Raw genomic sequence first — 15,344 nt, 5'->3', positions numbered from 1 at the left:
GTGCTGCGGTTTTGTCGAACCAGAACAATATGAAGAGCGCTGAAGGCCTGGACGGGACGCGATCGCGTTCTTACCGCGCGCGTCGAGCGCTTGAATTCGAGATGATGTGTTGATGAATATCGACCCTTCGCTGACCGCTAGATACCAGCGCGACGGCGTGGTGTTCCCGATCCGTGTGCTGACCGGCGAGGAAGCGGCCGACCGGCTGCATCGCATCGAGGAGATGGAGCAGAAGCGGGCGGGTCGGCTGCCGCCGGTGCTCAACTTCAAGCCGCATCTGCTGGTGCCGTGGCTTTGGGATCTCGTCACCGACCCGCGCGTCGTTGCACCGGTCACCGACGTACTTGGCCCTGACGTGCTGTGCTGGGCCTCAAGCTTCTTCGACAAACGTCCAGGCGAGCCGAGCGAGGTTCCCTGGCACCAGGACGCAACCTATTGGGGATTGTCGGCCCCTCATGCGCTGACGGCATGGATCGCCTTCACACCGTCGACGCGAACGAATGGAGGGCTGCAGGTCGTCTACGGCAGCCACACCCGGCAGCATGAACACGGCCCGTCGGCTTCCAAAAACAATCTGCTGGCGGGCGGCGAAGAAATCCGTGTCGATGTTGATGAGGACCTGGCGGTTCATGTCGATCTGGCCCCCGGCGAGATGTCGCTTCATCACCTGCTGCTGATTCACGGGTCGAAGCCGAACATTTCCGGCACACGCCGCCTTGGTTTCGCCGTCCGCTACATCGCGGGCGACCTGACGCAGAACGGGTCCATGAGAGGATCGGCAACCCTGGTCAGCGGGCGGGATCACGGAACCTTCGATCTGGAGCAGGCGCCGGCGAGTGAGTTCGCGCCCGAAGCAGTTCGCCGCCACGGCGAAAGCCTTCGGAGTTGGATGAGCATCGTGTATCCCGCCGTGAAACGGAGCCACGAGGCGCAAGCCTGATGGCATCAGACAAAAAACCTGTCGTGGCTTTCGCGGGAACGCGGCGCGGCTACATGGAACAAAGGGATCGGACCGGCCATGATTTTCGATCCGGTAAGATGCCAGCGGACGTGGCCAAGGCACACGCGCATCTCGCTCGATGCCTACACAGAAGGATCGAGCTTTTGCCCCTCATGGAGCGCGCCGCCGTTGACTTCAGCAGGTGGTACGGCATCGCCGAAGATTACGCTCATGCCACGCCGCAGCACCATGCGATGCCGCTTCACCGCCTCGGGGTGGAACTCGCCTTCAGGTTCTTGTTCAAGAACGAAAGTGCCATGATCGCGGCCCCTCACCAGCGTTGCGGAGTTCTCCAGCCCGTCGAGCTGGCGGATGCTGGCCGGTATGTAGCGAATGGCGAAGCCGACGCGCGGACCGCTCGACAGGTTTGGCTCCGAGCCGTGGATGATCAGCGGGTGATGAATCGACATTTCGCCGGGCCGCAGCACGATGTCGACCGCGGTTTCCTCGTCGATGTCGGCGACCACTTGCTCGCGGCGGCCCAGCATGTTGTTCGGGTCCTCGGGATGATCGTGCGCAAGTTGCACGTGATGCGTTCCTGGAACCGCGCGTACGCAGCCGTTGTTCCGGTCGCTGGGCGTCAGCGCCACCCAGGCTGTCACTGCCTCGGGCGAAGACAGTTTCCAATGGGTGGCATCCTGATGCCAGGTAACGTAACGGCCGTCTCCGCCGTGCTTGGTGATGAAGCTCGTGCCCCAGCACAATATGTCTGGTCCAAGCACCTCCTCGACCACATCCACCACGCGGGGATCGTGGACCAGATCCCAGAGCCACGGCACGAGCAGATGCGTCTTGGCGTTGAACGCCTTGGGCAGGCGTCCGCCTCGTGCGGCCACCATTGCCTCATAGCTGCTCAGATATTGGGCCGCCTCGTCGGCTTCCAGAACAGGGATCGGGAACACGAGACCGTCGTGTTCGAACCGGGCTTTCAACGCCTCGTCAGGTCGCATGCTCTTCTTCATTCCATTCGCGCCCGCCGCGGCCGCGATCTTTCGACGCCGATCATGCCCTCGCCCGCACTGGTCAGCAACAGGGCGCAGCTATCATGACCCGGTCGGGCGAGCGGCGTGTGCTGATCACCGGCATGTTCGACATGCAGAACTACGGCGACCTGCTGTTTCCGCTCGTCGCGCGGCAACGGCTCGCCCCACACGGCATCGAGATCGTGCCCGTCGCGCCGACCGGCCGATCGCCGGACCTGGCCGATGCCATCGCCCCCATCTCGGCCACAAGGATGCTTTCCGGCGAGGAGGAATTCGACGCCGTTCTCATCGGCGGCGGTTATCTCATCCACAATCACCCGATGACCTTTCTCACCGAATACATCAATGACGAGGTCAGCGACTGGGCGTCCGCCGCGCTGTGGCTGGGCGCGACGCTCGCCGCCGCACTGGCCGATGTGCCGGTCTTGTGGAACGCGCCCGGCGTGCCGCATCTCCTCGGCCGGGGCGTGCATCCCCTGGCGATGTCGGCTGTGCGAGCCGCCAGCTATCTTTCGCTGCGCGATCGCGGCGCCGCCGAGCTGCTTTCCCCGCCGCCGGACCTGCCGCTCGCCATCGTTCCCGACACCGTCGCCGGGATAGGCGCCTTGTGGTCCAGGCAGCAGCTTGAAGCCGCTTTCCGAGGGTTCCTCGAACGCAAGGATGCGGACCGGACGGCGCGCTACATGACCCTTCATTTGCGCGATCGGTCGGTCGCAGGCCTGGATATGGCGGTTCTCGCGGCAAAGATCGACGCGTTCGCAAAGCTCAATGGGCTGACCCCGCTCCTCGTCGCCGTCGGCCGCAATCACGACGACCCGAAGACCGCGAGCCGGCTGGCAGAGCATCTGAAGCAGCCTCATGTCCTGCTGGATGATCCGCTGAGCCTGTGCGAGATGACGGCGGTTTTCGCGCATTCGGTGCTCTATGTCGGCGCGTCGCTGCATGGATACGTGGCTTGCGTGGCGCACCGGGTTCCGTCCGTCCTCGTGGCGCGGCCCGCCTATCGCAAGTTCGCCGGCTTTCTCGAACACACCGGGCGATCGGAAGACATGGCGCGCGACTGGGACGCTGCCCTTGATAAGGCGGCGGCGAAGCCAGTTGGAGCCGCGCCGCCGATTTCCGCCGAGGTTCTCGCCCGGCTCGACGAGCATTGGACGCGCATCCTCGACGGGATCAATGAACCCGGCCGCGGCGCCGGGGCGCGACGCGACTTCCTGCGCGACGTTCTCCGAATGGGACTCGACAACAGGGGGCCGAGTTGGGCACTTGCACCATTCCTCAGCCCGTCGGGAACGAAATCGCTGCGGCGCGACGAAACCGCTTGAAACCAAGAAGGAGGCAGGCCCTTGGCCACGACATTGCAGGATATCGACGGCGATACGTTGCGCGCCTGGATGGTCCAGTACATCACCACGGTGCTCGACCTGCCGGAAGGCAAGCTCGACACCTCGGAAAGTTTTACGACCTACGGCCTCGATTCGGTCGAGGCGGTCGTGATGGCGGGCGTGATGGAGGAGGAATTCCGCGTGCAGGTCGATCCCATGCTATTCTTCGAGCACCACACAATCGATGATTTCGTCCAGACCTACGCCAAGCCTTCCGAGCAATCCCTGGCGGGTGAGAAAACCGGCTGAGCGCACCGATGGATCCCGACCTTTCGCTGGTTGTCGTCTGCTACGAGATGGCCCGTGAACTGCCGCGGACGCTTCTATCGCTTTCGCCCGCCTACCAGCGCGGCGTCTCGCCTGGGCGCTACGAGGTCATCGTCGTCGATAACGGATCGGCCGAGCCGCCCGAGGCGAGGCAGTTCGCGGACTTCGGACTGACTCTGCGGGTTTTGCGATGCAGCAGCGCTTCGCCCTCACCCGTCGCGGCGCTGAACGAAGGATTGGCGGCGGCGCGCGGAACGCTTGTCGGCGCCTGGATCGACGGCGCCCGGCTTGCGTCGCCAGGTCTGCTTCACGCCGCGACGACAGCGGCCTCGCTTCACCCCCGGCCGATCGTTGCGACGACCAACTACCAGCTTGGCTTCCAACGGCAGCATCTGAGCGCCGCCGAAGGCTATGATCGCGCACGGGAAGACGAGTTGCTTGGCTCGATCGACTGGCCGCGCGATGGCTACCGCCTGTTCGAGGTGGCAACGCCCGAGATGAAAAATCCCCCCTTCGGCCCAATGCTGGAAAGCAACGCGCTGTTCATGCCGAAGAGCCTTTGGAACGAACTCAGCGGCTATGACCCCGCATTCACCGAGCCGGGCGGTGGCATGGTCAATCCGGATACGCTGGCTCGCGCTTGCGCGCTGCCGGCAACCCAGCTCATCCGCCTCATGGGCGAAGCGACGTTCCACCAGATCCATGGTGGGATGACGACGAGCAGCGCGGCGCTGGCGCTTCAAACCTTGAACGAAGGCAGCCGCTTCTACCTGCGGCTTCGCGGGCAACCGCTCAAGCCGATCAGAAAGCTCGGATGGGTTGTCGACGCGTCCAAAAACGCGATTTTGGCATGCGACGGGCCAAGTGAGATCGTCGCCGGAGCAGTCGGCCAATGACCGGCGCGCCCGCCGCTTCCCTGCTTTCGATGCTGCGTGACCATGCACAAGGCGACGGCGCGCGCACCGCTTTGCGCTTTCTCGGCCGTGGCGAAGAGGTGAGCGACGAAGCCAACTACGGCGCGCTTCACGAGGCTGCGGCAATAGTGGCCGGCAACCTCGCAGCCGCCGGCCTGGCCGCCCGCCCTATATTGCTCGCCCTGCCCCAGGGGCTCGATTTCGTCCGCTGCTTCTTCGGTTGCGTTTATGCCGGCGCCATCGCGATCCCGACGCCGGCACTGACCGACCCTCGCGCCACGCAGCGTGTCGCCGGCATCGTCGAGGCAGCCCGACCCGCCGCCGTCATCGCGCCGGCGGAAGCTTTTGAAAGCCGCGGCTGGGCAAGCCTGCGCGAGCGTCATCCCGAGGTGGTATTCCTGAGCGCCGGCGACCTGCTGCACGGCCATCCCGCGTCCGATCTCCGCAACCCTTCGCCCGATGACGTGGCTTTTTTGCAGTTCACATCCGGCTCCACCAGCCGGCCCAAGGGCGTCGCGATCATCCATCGCAACATCATGGCCAACCTGGCCATGATCAAGGCCGCCTTCGGGCAGGTTGCAAGCGACAGCACGGTGAGCTGGCTGCCGCTCCATCACGACATGGGTCTCATCGGCTGTGTGCTGGAACCGCTCTATCTCGGCGCGCAGGCAATTCTTATGTCGCCGATCGCCTTTCTCCAACGCCCAGCGCGCTGGCTGAACGCGATGGCGCGCTATGGTGCGACGACGGCCGGCGCGCCGAACTTCGCCTATGAGTTCTGTGCGCGCATGATCACCGACGACCAGATCCCGGACGTCGACCTGTCGAGGTGGCGGCTTGCGTTTTGCGGCTCCGAGCCCATCCGAGCGGCGACGCTGGCCGGCTTTGCGCAGCGCTTCCGGTCACACGGTTTCAACGAGAAGGCGTTCTATCCCTGCTACGGCCTTGCCGAGGCGACGCTGTTCGTTACCGGCGGCCGCCCCGGAACCGGGGTGCGCGAGCGCAAGATCGCGCGAAACGGCAGCGCTCCCGTGTCGGTGGTTTCCTGCGGAACGCCGAGCCATGGCGCCTCGGTACTGCTGCTCCAGCCGGATGCCGGCCATCCGGTGCCGCCGGGTGAGATCGGCGAGATCGCAGTGAGCGGCGACCAGGTCAGCCCCGGTTTCTGGGATCCGGATCGCGGCGGCATAGTGCCGGACCGAGATCGCACGGTCGCTCTCGGCGGCAGCTCCTACCTGCGGACGGGCGACCTCGGGGCGATCGTGGATGGCGAGCTCCACGTCGTCGGGCGCCTGAAGAACATGGCTATCATTCGCGGCGCGAACATCTATGCCGAGGATGTGGAACTGACGATGAGGGAACTGCCTGAAGCCGCGCTGCTCGGCGCCGTCGTCGCGTTGCCGGTCGCGGCCGATCCTACGGTCACCGAAGGCTTGGCGATCGTGTGCGAGGCTGGCCGCGCAGTTGCATCCGCCGACCACTCGCCGCTGCTTGAACGGGTGGCCAGTGCCGTTGCGGACGCGCACGGCTTCCTGCCGCTCGACCTCGTTATCGTGCCCGCGGGCACCATCGAACGCACGCTTAGCGGCAAGCTCCAGCGCGCTCGCACGGCGGAACGCCTAGCAAAGGGCGAACTCCACGTGCTGGCCCGCTTCACGCCCCGCAGGCCGGTCTCGCTGCGGGAAAACGCATGACGTCTTCCGGCTTTCCTCCTCGGCCGCATCCCTCGCGCCCGCGCACCGCCCTGATCTCGGGCACGTTCGACGTCGGCAATTTCGGCGACCTCCTGTTTCCGATCGTCGCCGCCCATCGCCTGCGCCCGTTCGGCTGGAATGTTCTGGCCGCTTCTCCAACCAACGGATCGTGCGGCCTGCAAGATGCGGCGCCGAGCATAGCGCTCGCATCCGCGGTCGGCCGCGCCACGATCGATGCCGTGCTGATCGGCGGCGGCGAGATCGTCCACGCCTTCCCGGCCGACTTCGTCGCCGAATATGGCCGGGCCGGGCAAGCAAACCAGGCCTATCCCGCCCTCTGGTTCGGCGCCACGTTCGTGGCATCCCTTTTGGATGTTCCAATCGCCTGGAACGCTCCGGGTGCTCCCGCGCCGTTTTCCGCATCGATTCGGGAATCGGCACTCGATCCCGCGCTGGCGGCGGCCGACTACGTTTCGGTTCGCGACGAGGCGAGCCGCCGCTTTCTCCAGCCGGACGGCGGTTCCGCCGTCCTGGTTCCCGATACGGTCGCCGATCTCGCCCACGTTTGGCCAGCCGCCTCGTTGGCTGCGGACTTTGACGCCCTTTGCCAAAGAAAGGGTATCGTCCCCGAAGATGCCCTGTTCGCGGTGCAGGCCCGGCCCGGCGGGCTCGGCAATGTTTCACCCACGGCGTTGGCAGCCATGATTGCCGACTTCGCTCAGTCGCGCGGGCTGACGCCGCTGCTTTTGTCGCTCGGTCCATCCCTCGGCGATGTCGAGGTGCTGCGCCAGCTTTCCCAGGCCATGCCGATCCGCCATATCCTGCTCGACGACCCGGCGGGCCTGCGCGAGATGGCGGCGGCCATCGCGAACGCGCGTCTTTATGTCGGCAACTCCATGCACGGCTATGTCGCGGCGGCCTGCTACGCCACGCCCGGCGTGATCGTGGCGAGGCCGGCATTCCACAAATTCGTCGGCTTCGCCTGTCAGATCGACGCAACCGACGACGTGGCGCGGAACTGGCCGGACGCCTTGGAGCGTGCCGCCCAGCGCATAAACACCCGGCCAAACCACGGCAGTTCGGTCGCGCCCTCCCTCGATCGGCACTGGGAGAGCGTCGCCAAGGCGATCGACGATCCCGAACACGGCCGGGCACGGCGCGCTGCGTTTCTGCGGCTGGCCGTCACAACGAGCTTTGGCCGCGACGGCTTCGACGGTCTGCTCGCGCCGCTTCTCAACGATCGCTACGACAGGCGGTCGCGGACGCCGACCCCAAGCAAGGCGGCGGCGGGGACGGGCCTATGAACGCCTTCGTCACAGGCGGCGCGCCAATATCCCAGCGCACCTGGATCGTGCCCCGGCACGCGCCGCTCACGCCGGCGCCAAGCGGCGACTCGTGGTTCGTGACACGCTATGCCGACGCCATGTCGGTCCTGCGCAATCCGCTTGTCGGTCCGACCGAGCCCTGGACAGCGATCGCTCGCGTCGGGCAGCGTGCCGGGCGCGACTTTTCCGGGCTTGCGAATCTGCTTCAGGGCATGCTGTTCAGCCCGAACGACCCCGACCATCCGGGCCTCAGGACGCTTGTGCGCAAGGCGCTCGCCCAGTCGGCTCCGGCTTTCGCCCCGGACGTCGTGTCGGCGGTCGTACGCGACCGGCTCGCCACGGCGCGTCGGGCTGGCCAGGTCGAGGCGATGGAAGACATCTGCCGCGCAATTCCCACCGCCGTCATGGCCAACGCGCTCGGCATCTCGCTGAACACGGTGCAAGCGATCCGCAAGGCTTCGCTCTCGATCTTCCCGGTTTACGCGCGTGCATTGCCGCTCACGGTGCTGGCCGAGTTGGAGGCCGACGCGGTCGCGGCGGAAAGTGCGATCCTCGACGAGTTGTCCAAGGCCGAAGGCGGGCTGGCGGCGCTTGTAGCGCTGAACGATGCAGGCTTCGGCTTCTCGACGCGCACCCTGGCGCGGTACGTGTTCTTTCTGGTGCTGGCGGGCGTGGAAACGCTGACGGGCCTGTTCGGCAACATGATCCTCCTGCTGCATCTCAACCGCGACGCGCGCGAGACTGTTGCCGCTGACCGCGGGCTGATCGCCCCTTTCGTCGAGGAGGCGGTACGCTATGCCGGGCCGATGCGAGCGGCTGCCCCGCGCGTCGCGCTAGCGGATACGACGGTGGGCGAACAGCCCGTCCGAAAAGGCGACATGCTGCTGGTCGACTTGGAGCAGGCGCATCACGACCCCGTCGCCTATCGGGATCCAGAACGGTTCGACATCAACCGCGAAGGACCGCCGAACATGGCCTTCGGCCTCGGCGCACATGCTTGTCTCGGCGCTGCCCTCGGCCGTCTCGAAGCCAGGATCTTTCTCGACGCCATGCTGGACGAAGCGCCGATGGTGCCGGTGAAGCCGGGCCTGGAATGGGAACGTCACGTCTCCTTCCGCCGCCTGCAGCGGCTTGACGTGGCGTTCGAGGCATGAACGAAAGCTTAGGTGGTGGGTTGGCGGCCAGCCTCGTGCTTGTCAGCTTCCAGATGCAACGCGAACTGCCGCGAACCCTCGTCTCGCTGTCGCCGCCCTATCAGCGCGGCATCGCCCCGGCGGACTACGAAATCATCATCGTCGACAACGGCTCGGTCCCTCCCGTCGATCCCGCGACATTGGACGGGCAGGGGCCCGATGTCATCGTCGAAACCGTGGAAAAACCCACAGTCTCCCCCGCGCCGGCGATCAATCGCGGCCTGCGGCTTGCGCGCGCGCCTCTGATCGGGCTTTGGGTCGACGCCGCCCGGATGGCCTCGCCCGGCCTGGTAAGCGCCTGCGTCAAGGCGGCCCGCCTCCATCCCCGGCCGGTGATTGCGACCTTCAATTATCATCTGGGCCGCAGGCTCCAGTATTTCAGCGCCGCCGAAGAGCATACGCGGGAAGCGGAGGACGCCCTGCTGGCCTCGATCGGCTGGCCCGAAAACGGCGAGCGCCTGTTCGAAATCTCCACCCTCGATGCCAAGGGCGGTTTGACCGGACCCATGATCGAGAGCTGCGCGCTGTTCATGCCGCGCTCGCTTTGGGATGAGTTGGGCGGAGCGGACGAAGCCTTCGTCAGTCCGGGTGGGGGCGCGGTCAACCCGGACATCTTCATTCGCGCCTGCGAGCTGCCGGATGTCCAATTGATCCGGATTCTCGGGCAAGGTACGTTCCATCAGGTGCATGGCGGCGTATCGACGAGCGGCGGCGCCGGCCTTATGGAGGCAGGCAAAGCGATGAGCCGCGAATATTTTCGCATCAGGGGACGCCCCTTCTCGTCGGTCCGGACGCTCGGCTGGCTGTACGACCCGGCCAGCAAGACCGTCCAGCGATGAAATTCCGCGCCGACATGGAATCATAAATTTGACCAGTTCTGCTTCAGACGAAACCGCCGCCCTCGTCGAGCTGGTCCGCGGCCCGATCACGCCCGACATCGAGCAGCGGCTGAACCACGCCATCGGGCAGCGGCCGCGTGACATCAGGCTGAAATTCGCGCAGGGCGACCTCCTGGCGAAGACCGGCCGCGCCGATCAGGCTTTGGAGATGTTGCGCGGGTTGAAGGAGGCGCATCCGGCCAACCCGTGGGTGGCGTTGCGCATCGTTCGCGTTCTTCTCGCCAAGGGTGAAACAGAGGAGGCCGCCGCGACCTTTGTCGCCGGCGTCTGGAACTCGACGCTTGCGGAGGCGGAAACCGTCGGCGCGCTGTCCGACATCGCGTCGGCGTTGCGAGGCTACGCCGCGCGCCGGTCCTTCCTGACGAGCCTTCTCGCCGGAAGCGCCTCCGACCGCTTCGTCCTGGTCAAGCTCGGGTCACTCGCCTTCCGTGAGGGCGAACGCGCCGAAGCGACGCGCCTGTTCGACGCGGCTGCTGCGCTGGGACCTCTCCCCGCCGAGGCAGGTCCCTTGCACCTGGAACTGCTGATGGTGTCAGGCCGCGCCGACGACGCACTCGCGGCAGCACTCGACATCCTGCGCGCCCGCCCCGATCGCCTCGACGTGGCCCGGCGGGCAATCCTCGCGGCGCGGCTCGCGCGGCGAACCGACGTCCTGGTCCCGTTGCTGCGAGACGCGCTCGAGCGCTGGCCGAACGACTGGCTCCTCGTGTTCCGGTACAATCGCGCCCTTTGCCCGTTCGATCTCGACCACGACCTTTTCCTGAAACTCGGATCGCATGCGGACGCTCTTGCCGCGGACGACCGGTGGATGTTCCAGTTCGCGCTGGCCTGCCTGCGGCACGAAGACACCGGCCGGGCTTTGGCGATCCTGCGCCGGCTCAAGCCGGAAAGCCCGGTGGCGCATATGTCGGGTCCGCTTCTCGCGGCACTGGGCTCGCGGCCGGACGGGGCCTGGAGCAATCCGCGCGGCGTTTCCAACGATCCCGTCGAAGACATACAGCTTTGCCGCGTCCCCGATGCGCGCGCGACGCTGATCGTGCTCGCCGGCGTGCAGGGCGGCCTCGGCTACCTCCCGTATTCGCACGCCGACGTGCTTCTGGGGTCTCTGCCGGCGAATGTGATCTATCTGAAGGACCGGAACGAACTCGCTTTCACGGCTGGCGTTGTGAGCCTCGGACCGGACGAGGCGGCGACGGTCGCGGCGCTGAAAGACATGCTTGTGCAGCTCGGCGGCGTGCCCGCGATTGCGCTCGGTGCATCGCTCGGCGGCGCGAGCGCTGTCCGGTTAGGCTCCCTTCTCGGCGCCAAGGCCGCCTTGTCCTTTGCCGGGCCCCTGCAATGGAGCGCGGCGGGAACCGGCGACGACGACAGCGAAGTCAGCCGCTCCAGGCTGCGCAACGCCATGTACTCGGCCTTTACCAACGTGGAAACGAGCCTTGTCGACATGATCGCGGCGTCTCCGGCAACCGAGGTCCACCACTTCTACGGCGATGGCCATCGGATAGACGCTCAAGTCGTGGAGACGCTGCGTGACTTGCCCAATTTCCGGCGCCATGCCGTGAGCGGCTGCGATCACCATTACGTCATGTCGCACATGATCGCGACGGGCGCGTTCGACCGGTTTTTGCGGCAGGTCGTCGAAGGCTGACGCGGCGCTACGGAATGCGAACGCCGCTTCGGTGAGTTCCACTTCGCCGGAAATACGCCGGACCCTCGGTTCAGTCAGCCGTTCAGGACGAACCAGCGCCTTGGCCCGAAAGCCGAAAAATACTGCGGCTCCACCATGGTGACGCGCGAGCAGCCTGCATCCGCGAAGAAGCGCAGGATGCTGTCCTGGTCGAACCAGAAGCTGAGCGCGTCGCCATGCGACGAGTAGACCTGGCCCTGCTCGCGGCAGAAGGCTCCCGAATAGCCTCCGGCCACCGTCGCAGGCCGGAAGCGGCTGGCCTCGGACTCGGGAATTCGAGAAGCATCGTAGATTTCGGTGTCGATCACCATCGCGCGCGCCGCGCAGCGCGCGAGCAGATCCCGCTGATCCGCGAAGGGCAGATGATAGAGCACCCCGATACAGGCGATAACGTCGAAGCCGGAGAGGTCATCAACATCGCGCAGGTCCTTCTGGATGAAAAGGAACTCGTCGTCCTCGAAGACGGGGCCGGATCCGGCGGAACTTTGGCCGGCCTCGATGTCGGCCGCAGTCCATGGCATCCTGGCGTCGACGGCGGTCACTGAAAAGCCGTGGCGGCTGGCGATCCGCGCGAAGAGGCCGGGTCCCGCGCCAAGATCGAGAAGACGCTTTCCCTTCGCCTGCGGCCAGGTTTCGGAGAGCAGCCAGCGGAACGTCCTCAATCGTAGCGGAAGTTGGCCCAATGCGGGCAACGAAGGGCGCGGTTCCGGCCCGTTCATGCGGAACGGTGCTTGCAGATGGGTCAAAGCGGCTTCGATCATGCCAACTCAGCTACGGAGCATCGCGGCCGGGCGCAAGATGCCGAGAATGGCGGACACAACGAAAGGATCGTGAACGAGCGCCGCTTCCCGTTGGGTTGACAGCCTCTCTTGGGCTGCCTTAGTCGAATGAAAAGATTCACGGCGATCAGGCGGGGTGGCAGAGCATGTTGGAGAAACTTACCGACCCGGCCAATTTCCACATTTCCAAGCCGAACGAGCACGCCCTCAATCTCCTGACCCAGGTTCTGGCGCAGAATCCCGACCCGGTGCTGTGCGAGGTCGGCATCGGCATCGGCGCCACCACGTCGGCAATCTGCCGCCTGCTGGACAATCGGGGCGAGTTTCACCTTTTCGATTATTCGAGCCGGCTGGATGATCTGAAACCCGACCTGGACGGTCTCGGCTTCCGGAACGTCGTCTATCACGGCAACACGCGCCGAAAGCTCGACAGCTACAATTGGGCGCTGGCGAAGATGCTGCAGGCCCGCCGTGCTTCCGGAGGACCGGCACCCGTCTTCGATTTCGTCTTCCTCGATGGCGGCCACGCCTTTCACCACGACGCCCCGGCCGCGATGCTGCTGAAGGAACTGCTCAAGCCCGGTGGCATCATCCTGTTCGACGACTACGATTGGTCCTTCGCCGTCTCGCCTACCCTGAGGCCTTCCGTCTACCCCGGCATTCTCGAACTCTATACGGAAGACCAGATCGAGACCGCGCATGTCCAGTTGATCTGCGATCTCTTCATGGATCATGATGAGGACTACACGAAAATCGACATCGGCTACGCCAAGCGCGAGCACCGCCGCGCTTATCGAAAACGAAGTGCGCAATGAACCGCTTGCCGCCGGACGGCGTCGCCCTTTTCGGAACGTTTGACGTTGCGAACTACGGCGATCTGCTGTTTCCCCATGTAGCGGCGCATCTGCTCGGCATGTCCCCCACCGACCTGCGCTGTTATTCGCCGCGGGGCGGCGCGCCGGACTGGGAAGACGTCGTGCCGGCCCGTGCGGTCACGGCTTTCAACCGGGATCTACCACCGGCTCTGTGCCTGATCGGCGGCGGCAACATCGTTCATGCGAACCCGACCCCGCTGGCCGACTACGCCGGCGCTTTCCCGGACCCGCGCTTCATCTATGCCTCGCTTTGGCTGGGCGCCTCCATCCTCGCCGCGCGCACCGGCGCGGCCCTCGCCTGGAACGCTCCGGGCGTGCCCTCGCCTCTGGAAGGGGCGTGGGTCCGCCGGCTGCGGGATTTGGCCCTGGACGCCGCCGATCTCCTCTGCGTGCGCGACGAGGCGAGCCGCGTCTATCTCGGCGGCGGCACGTTCGACATCGGCGTCCTGCCCGACACGGCGCTGAAGCTCGGCGCGGTGTGGCCGGCGGCCGCGCTGGCGGATCACGCGAGGGCGGCATTCGAAAGCCGTGGCATGGGGGTGCCGGAGCGTTGGATCGTTTTTCACCTCAACGATCGTTACATCGGTTCCGGCCTGCCCGCGGCCTGTGCCGCCGCCGGCCGGATCGCAGCCGGCCTTGGCGCCGTCCCGGTGCTGGTGGCCATAGGTCCCTGCCACGGTGACGATGCCCTGGCTCGAGAGGCAGCCACCCTGTTCGACGGCGACGTGCTGGTGGTCGACCGGCCGCGCGGATTGAAGGAGATCGCCGGCCTTATCGCCCATGCGCAGGCCTATGTCGGCTCCTCCATGCACGGGTTGATCACCGCGCTCGCCTATCGTCGACCCGGCATCGCCATCGCTCGCACGCGCATGGTAAAATTTCTCGGCCTGCTCGAGCAGATCGGCGAACCGGATCGCTTGCAGGAAAGCTGGGAAGACGCCGAGCGAATGGCCACGACCCTGCTCCAGCCGCTTCCGTTGCCCCTCCTCGACGGGCTCGACGCGGCCGACAACCTGATCGACGGCCATGGGACCCGGCTCCGACAACTGTCGACCTCTGCTCCCGCCCCTTCAGCCGTCAAAGGCCGCGCGACGCTGCGCTCAGCCGTTTCCTCCGCCGACGCTCCATTCGAGGAATGGACGCGTCTCGATCAGGCGCTGGCGGAAGACGAAGCGGCAGCCGACGATCCGGACCGCGTGGCGCAGGCAATCGCCTCGGCATTGCGTGGTTCCGCCGAAGCCGCTTTGGGCCAGCGCATCGCTGACGCCCTGGTGCGCTGGCCGAACAGCGTTCGGCTTGCCTTGCTTGAAGCCGAATGGCTGGAGCGCTCGGGCGACGTGGCATCGGCCCATGCTCGCCTCGCCGCCCTGCAGGCCAAACATCCGAACAACCCCTGGCCTGTGGTCAGGCTGGTCCGCCTGCTGGCCGCGCAAGGTGAGTTGGATAACGCGTGCGCGCTCTATGAGGCCAATCTGCAGTCCCTGACGCTCACTCCCGCGTTGCACCGTGAACTGACCGGTTCCTTTTCGCCGGATACCCCGTCAGGCTGATGGCCGCAGCAGGAGGCGGTTCCGAGGCGTCGGTTGCCCAAAACACCCCCGAGCCGTACGAACCGCCGACTTGGCGTCGGCTCCACCCGGGAGACTTACCGATGGCCGGAATGATCGACCGTCAATAGGATACCAGAGGCGTTCGCTCCCGGCCGCAGGCTCCTCTTTCACGCGATACACAGCGCGCCGACAGGGAATAGGAAAAAATACCTTGATCCTTCTTTCGTGTCTGCTATCATGCGCGTCGAATGGAGGCCGGAGTGGATAGGACCGAACGCCAGGACGAGACGCTGAAGAGCATCGCGGTGATGCTGCTTCGGCTGGCCATCCTGGCTGAGCTGCTCTGCGTCCTGCCGCTCCCGCTCCGCTTTCTGCTGCTGCCGCTCATGCGCTATTCCGAGGCCGTCGCGCGCAGTTTGGCTGCCGAGATGGCTGGCGGCGCGCTGGCCATGCCTTCGGCTGCAGTTCCGGGGCCGGATGGCGACAGTTGCGCCCAAGCTTTGCGGCTTGCCCGCTGCCTGCGCGCGCTGGCCTTGGTGTTCGCCGGCTTGCACGCGGGGCAGGTGTTTCGCGGCGCGTCGGCCGGACGTCTTGCACGATACGTGCCGGTGCTCGGATGGGACCAGTTCACGACGGCGCGGTGCGTGATGGCCTTACGCGCGGCGGGTCGCATCGATACGTCGTGACCGCCGGATGCGGGTTCAAGGTCCTGGGGATTCGAACGCCTTGCGCCATGCGCTTGGCGATGCAGGCCGTGGTGTTTTTATCCATCCACTTCAGGGTCAGACCAACT

General features: G+C 65.8%; 15 protein-coding genes. 12 read left to right on the top strand and 3 right to left on the bottom strand.

Features of this window, described 5'->3' with window-relative positions:
• Nucleotides 1–112: 112 nt before the first annotated feature.
• A complete protein-coding gene (locus RB623_RS25310; protein ID WP_308059888.1) occupies nucleotides 113–940 on the top strand; it encodes a phytanoyl-CoA dioxygenase family protein in 828 nt (275 codons plus the stop codon).
• 143 nt (nucleotides 941–1,083) lie between these two features.
• Here the strand turns inward: RB623_RS25310 and RB623_RS25305 are convergent, their stop codons facing one another.
• Nucleotides 1,084–1,962, bottom strand: a complete 879-nt coding sequence (locus tag RB623_RS25305) for a phytanoyl-CoA dioxygenase family protein (RefSeq protein ID WP_308059887.1) — start codon at nucleotides 1,960–1,962, stop codon at nucleotides 1,084–1,086.
• 83 nt (nucleotides 1,963–2,045) lie between these two features.
• On the opposite strand from RB623_RS25305, the gene RB623_RS25300 reads away from it, so the two are divergent.
• From RB623_RS25300 to RB623_RS25270, 7 genes are read left to right on the top strand one after another with little or no spacing between them, the layout of a single operon-like run.
• Nucleotides 2,046–3,308 (top strand): polysaccharide pyruvyl transferase family protein, encoded by a 1,263-nt coding sequence (locus RB623_RS25300; protein ID WP_308059886.1) that lies wholly within the window; start codon nucleotides 2,046–2,048, stop codon nucleotides 3,306–3,308.
• Between the two features lie 21 nt (nucleotides 3,309–3,329).
• Nucleotides 3,330–3,617, top strand: coding sequence for an acyl carrier protein (locus RB623_RS25295; protein WP_308059885.1), 288 nt, complete (start codon nucleotides 3,330–3,332; stop codon nucleotides 3,615–3,617).
• Between the two features lie 8 nt (nucleotides 3,618–3,625).
• Nucleotides 3,626–4,531, top strand: coding sequence for a glycosyltransferase family A protein (locus RB623_RS25290; RefSeq protein ID WP_308059884.1), 906 nt, complete (start codon nucleotides 3,626–3,628; stop codon nucleotides 4,529–4,531).
• The gene (locus RB623_RS25285) at nucleotides 4,528–6,243 is read left to right on the top strand and encodes a fatty acyl-AMP ligase (RefSeq protein WP_308059883.1); all 1,716 of its coding nucleotides are present in this window, start codon (nucleotides 4,528–4,530) and stop codon (nucleotides 6,241–6,243) included. Before RB623_RS25290 ends, RB623_RS25285 begins: the two co-directional genes overlap by 4 nt.
• Entirely contained in the window at nucleotides 6,240–7,547 is a 1,308-nt protein-coding gene (locus RB623_RS25280) for a polysaccharide pyruvyl transferase family protein (protein ID WP_308059882.1), read from the top strand. Before RB623_RS25285 ends, RB623_RS25280 begins: the two co-directional genes overlap by 4 nt.
• A complete protein-coding gene (locus tag RB623_RS25275; protein WP_308059881.1) occupies nucleotides 7,544–8,722 on the top strand; it encodes a cytochrome P450 in 1,179 nt (392 codons plus the stop codon). The genes RB623_RS25280 and RB623_RS25275 overlap by 4 nt, the downstream gene beginning before the upstream one ends.
• Before the next feature lie 20 nt (nucleotides 8,723–8,742).
• Entirely contained in the window at nucleotides 8,743–9,600 is an 858-nt protein-coding gene (locus RB623_RS25270; RefSeq protein WP_308059880.1) for a glycosyltransferase, read from the top strand.
• 43 nt (nucleotides 9,601–9,643) lie between these two features.
• Here the strand turns inward: RB623_RS25270 and RB623_RS25265 are convergent, their stop codons facing one another.
• Nucleotides 9,644–9,835: a hypothetical protein gene (locus RB623_RS25265; protein ID WP_308059934.1), complete on the bottom strand. Its 192-nt coding sequence runs from the start codon at nucleotides 9,833–9,835 to the stop codon at nucleotides 9,644–9,646.
• On the opposite strand from RB623_RS25265, the gene RB623_RS25260 reads away from it, so the two are divergent.
• Nucleotides 9,809–11,308, top strand: a complete 1,500-nt coding sequence (locus tag RB623_RS25260; RefSeq protein ID WP_308059929.1) for a hypothetical protein — start codon at nucleotides 9,809–9,811, stop codon at nucleotides 11,306–11,308. The two genes, RB623_RS25265 and RB623_RS25260, sit on opposite strands and share 27 nt — an antisense overlap.
• Before the next feature lie 74 nt (nucleotides 11,309–11,382).
• On the opposite strand, the gene RB623_RS25255 is transcribed toward RB623_RS25260, so the two are convergent.
• The gene (locus RB623_RS25255; protein WP_308059879.1) at nucleotides 11,383–12,108 is read right to left on the bottom strand and encodes a methyltransferase domain-containing protein; all 726 of its coding nucleotides are present in this window, start codon (nucleotides 12,106–12,108) and stop codon (nucleotides 11,383–11,385) included.
• A gap of 164 nt (nucleotides 12,109–12,272) precedes the next feature.
• Here RB623_RS25255 and RB623_RS25250 point away from each other — a divergent pair, with 164 nt between their 5' ends.
• The 3 genes from RB623_RS25250 (at nucleotide 12,273) to RB623_RS25240 (ending at nucleotide 15,237) form a co-directional block, all read left to right on the top strand.
• On the top strand, nucleotides 12,273–12,941 hold the full coding sequence (locus RB623_RS25250) for a class I SAM-dependent methyltransferase (protein WP_308059878.1): 669 nt from the start codon (nucleotides 12,273–12,275) through the stop codon (nucleotides 12,939–12,941).
• A complete protein-coding gene (locus RB623_RS25245) occupies nucleotides 12,938–14,551 on the top strand; it encodes a polysaccharide pyruvyl transferase family protein (protein WP_308059877.1) in 1,614 nt (537 codons plus the stop codon). Before RB623_RS25250 ends, RB623_RS25245 begins: the two co-directional genes overlap by 4 nt.
• Nucleotides 14,552–14,811: 260 nt before the next feature.
• Complete coding sequence (locus RB623_RS25240) at nucleotides 14,812–15,237, top strand: hypothetical protein (RefSeq protein WP_308059876.1); 426 nt, start codon at nucleotides 14,812–14,814, stop codon at nucleotides 15,235–15,237.
• Nucleotides 15,238–15,344: the final 107 nt, after the last annotated feature.

The organism is Mesorhizobium sp. LHD-90, assembly GCF_030929505.1.
Lineage (GTDB): Bacteria > Pseudomonadota > Alphaproteobacteria > Rhizobiales > Rhizobiaceae > Kumtagia.
This window is presented reverse-complemented; position numbering and strand designations above follow the sequence as displayed.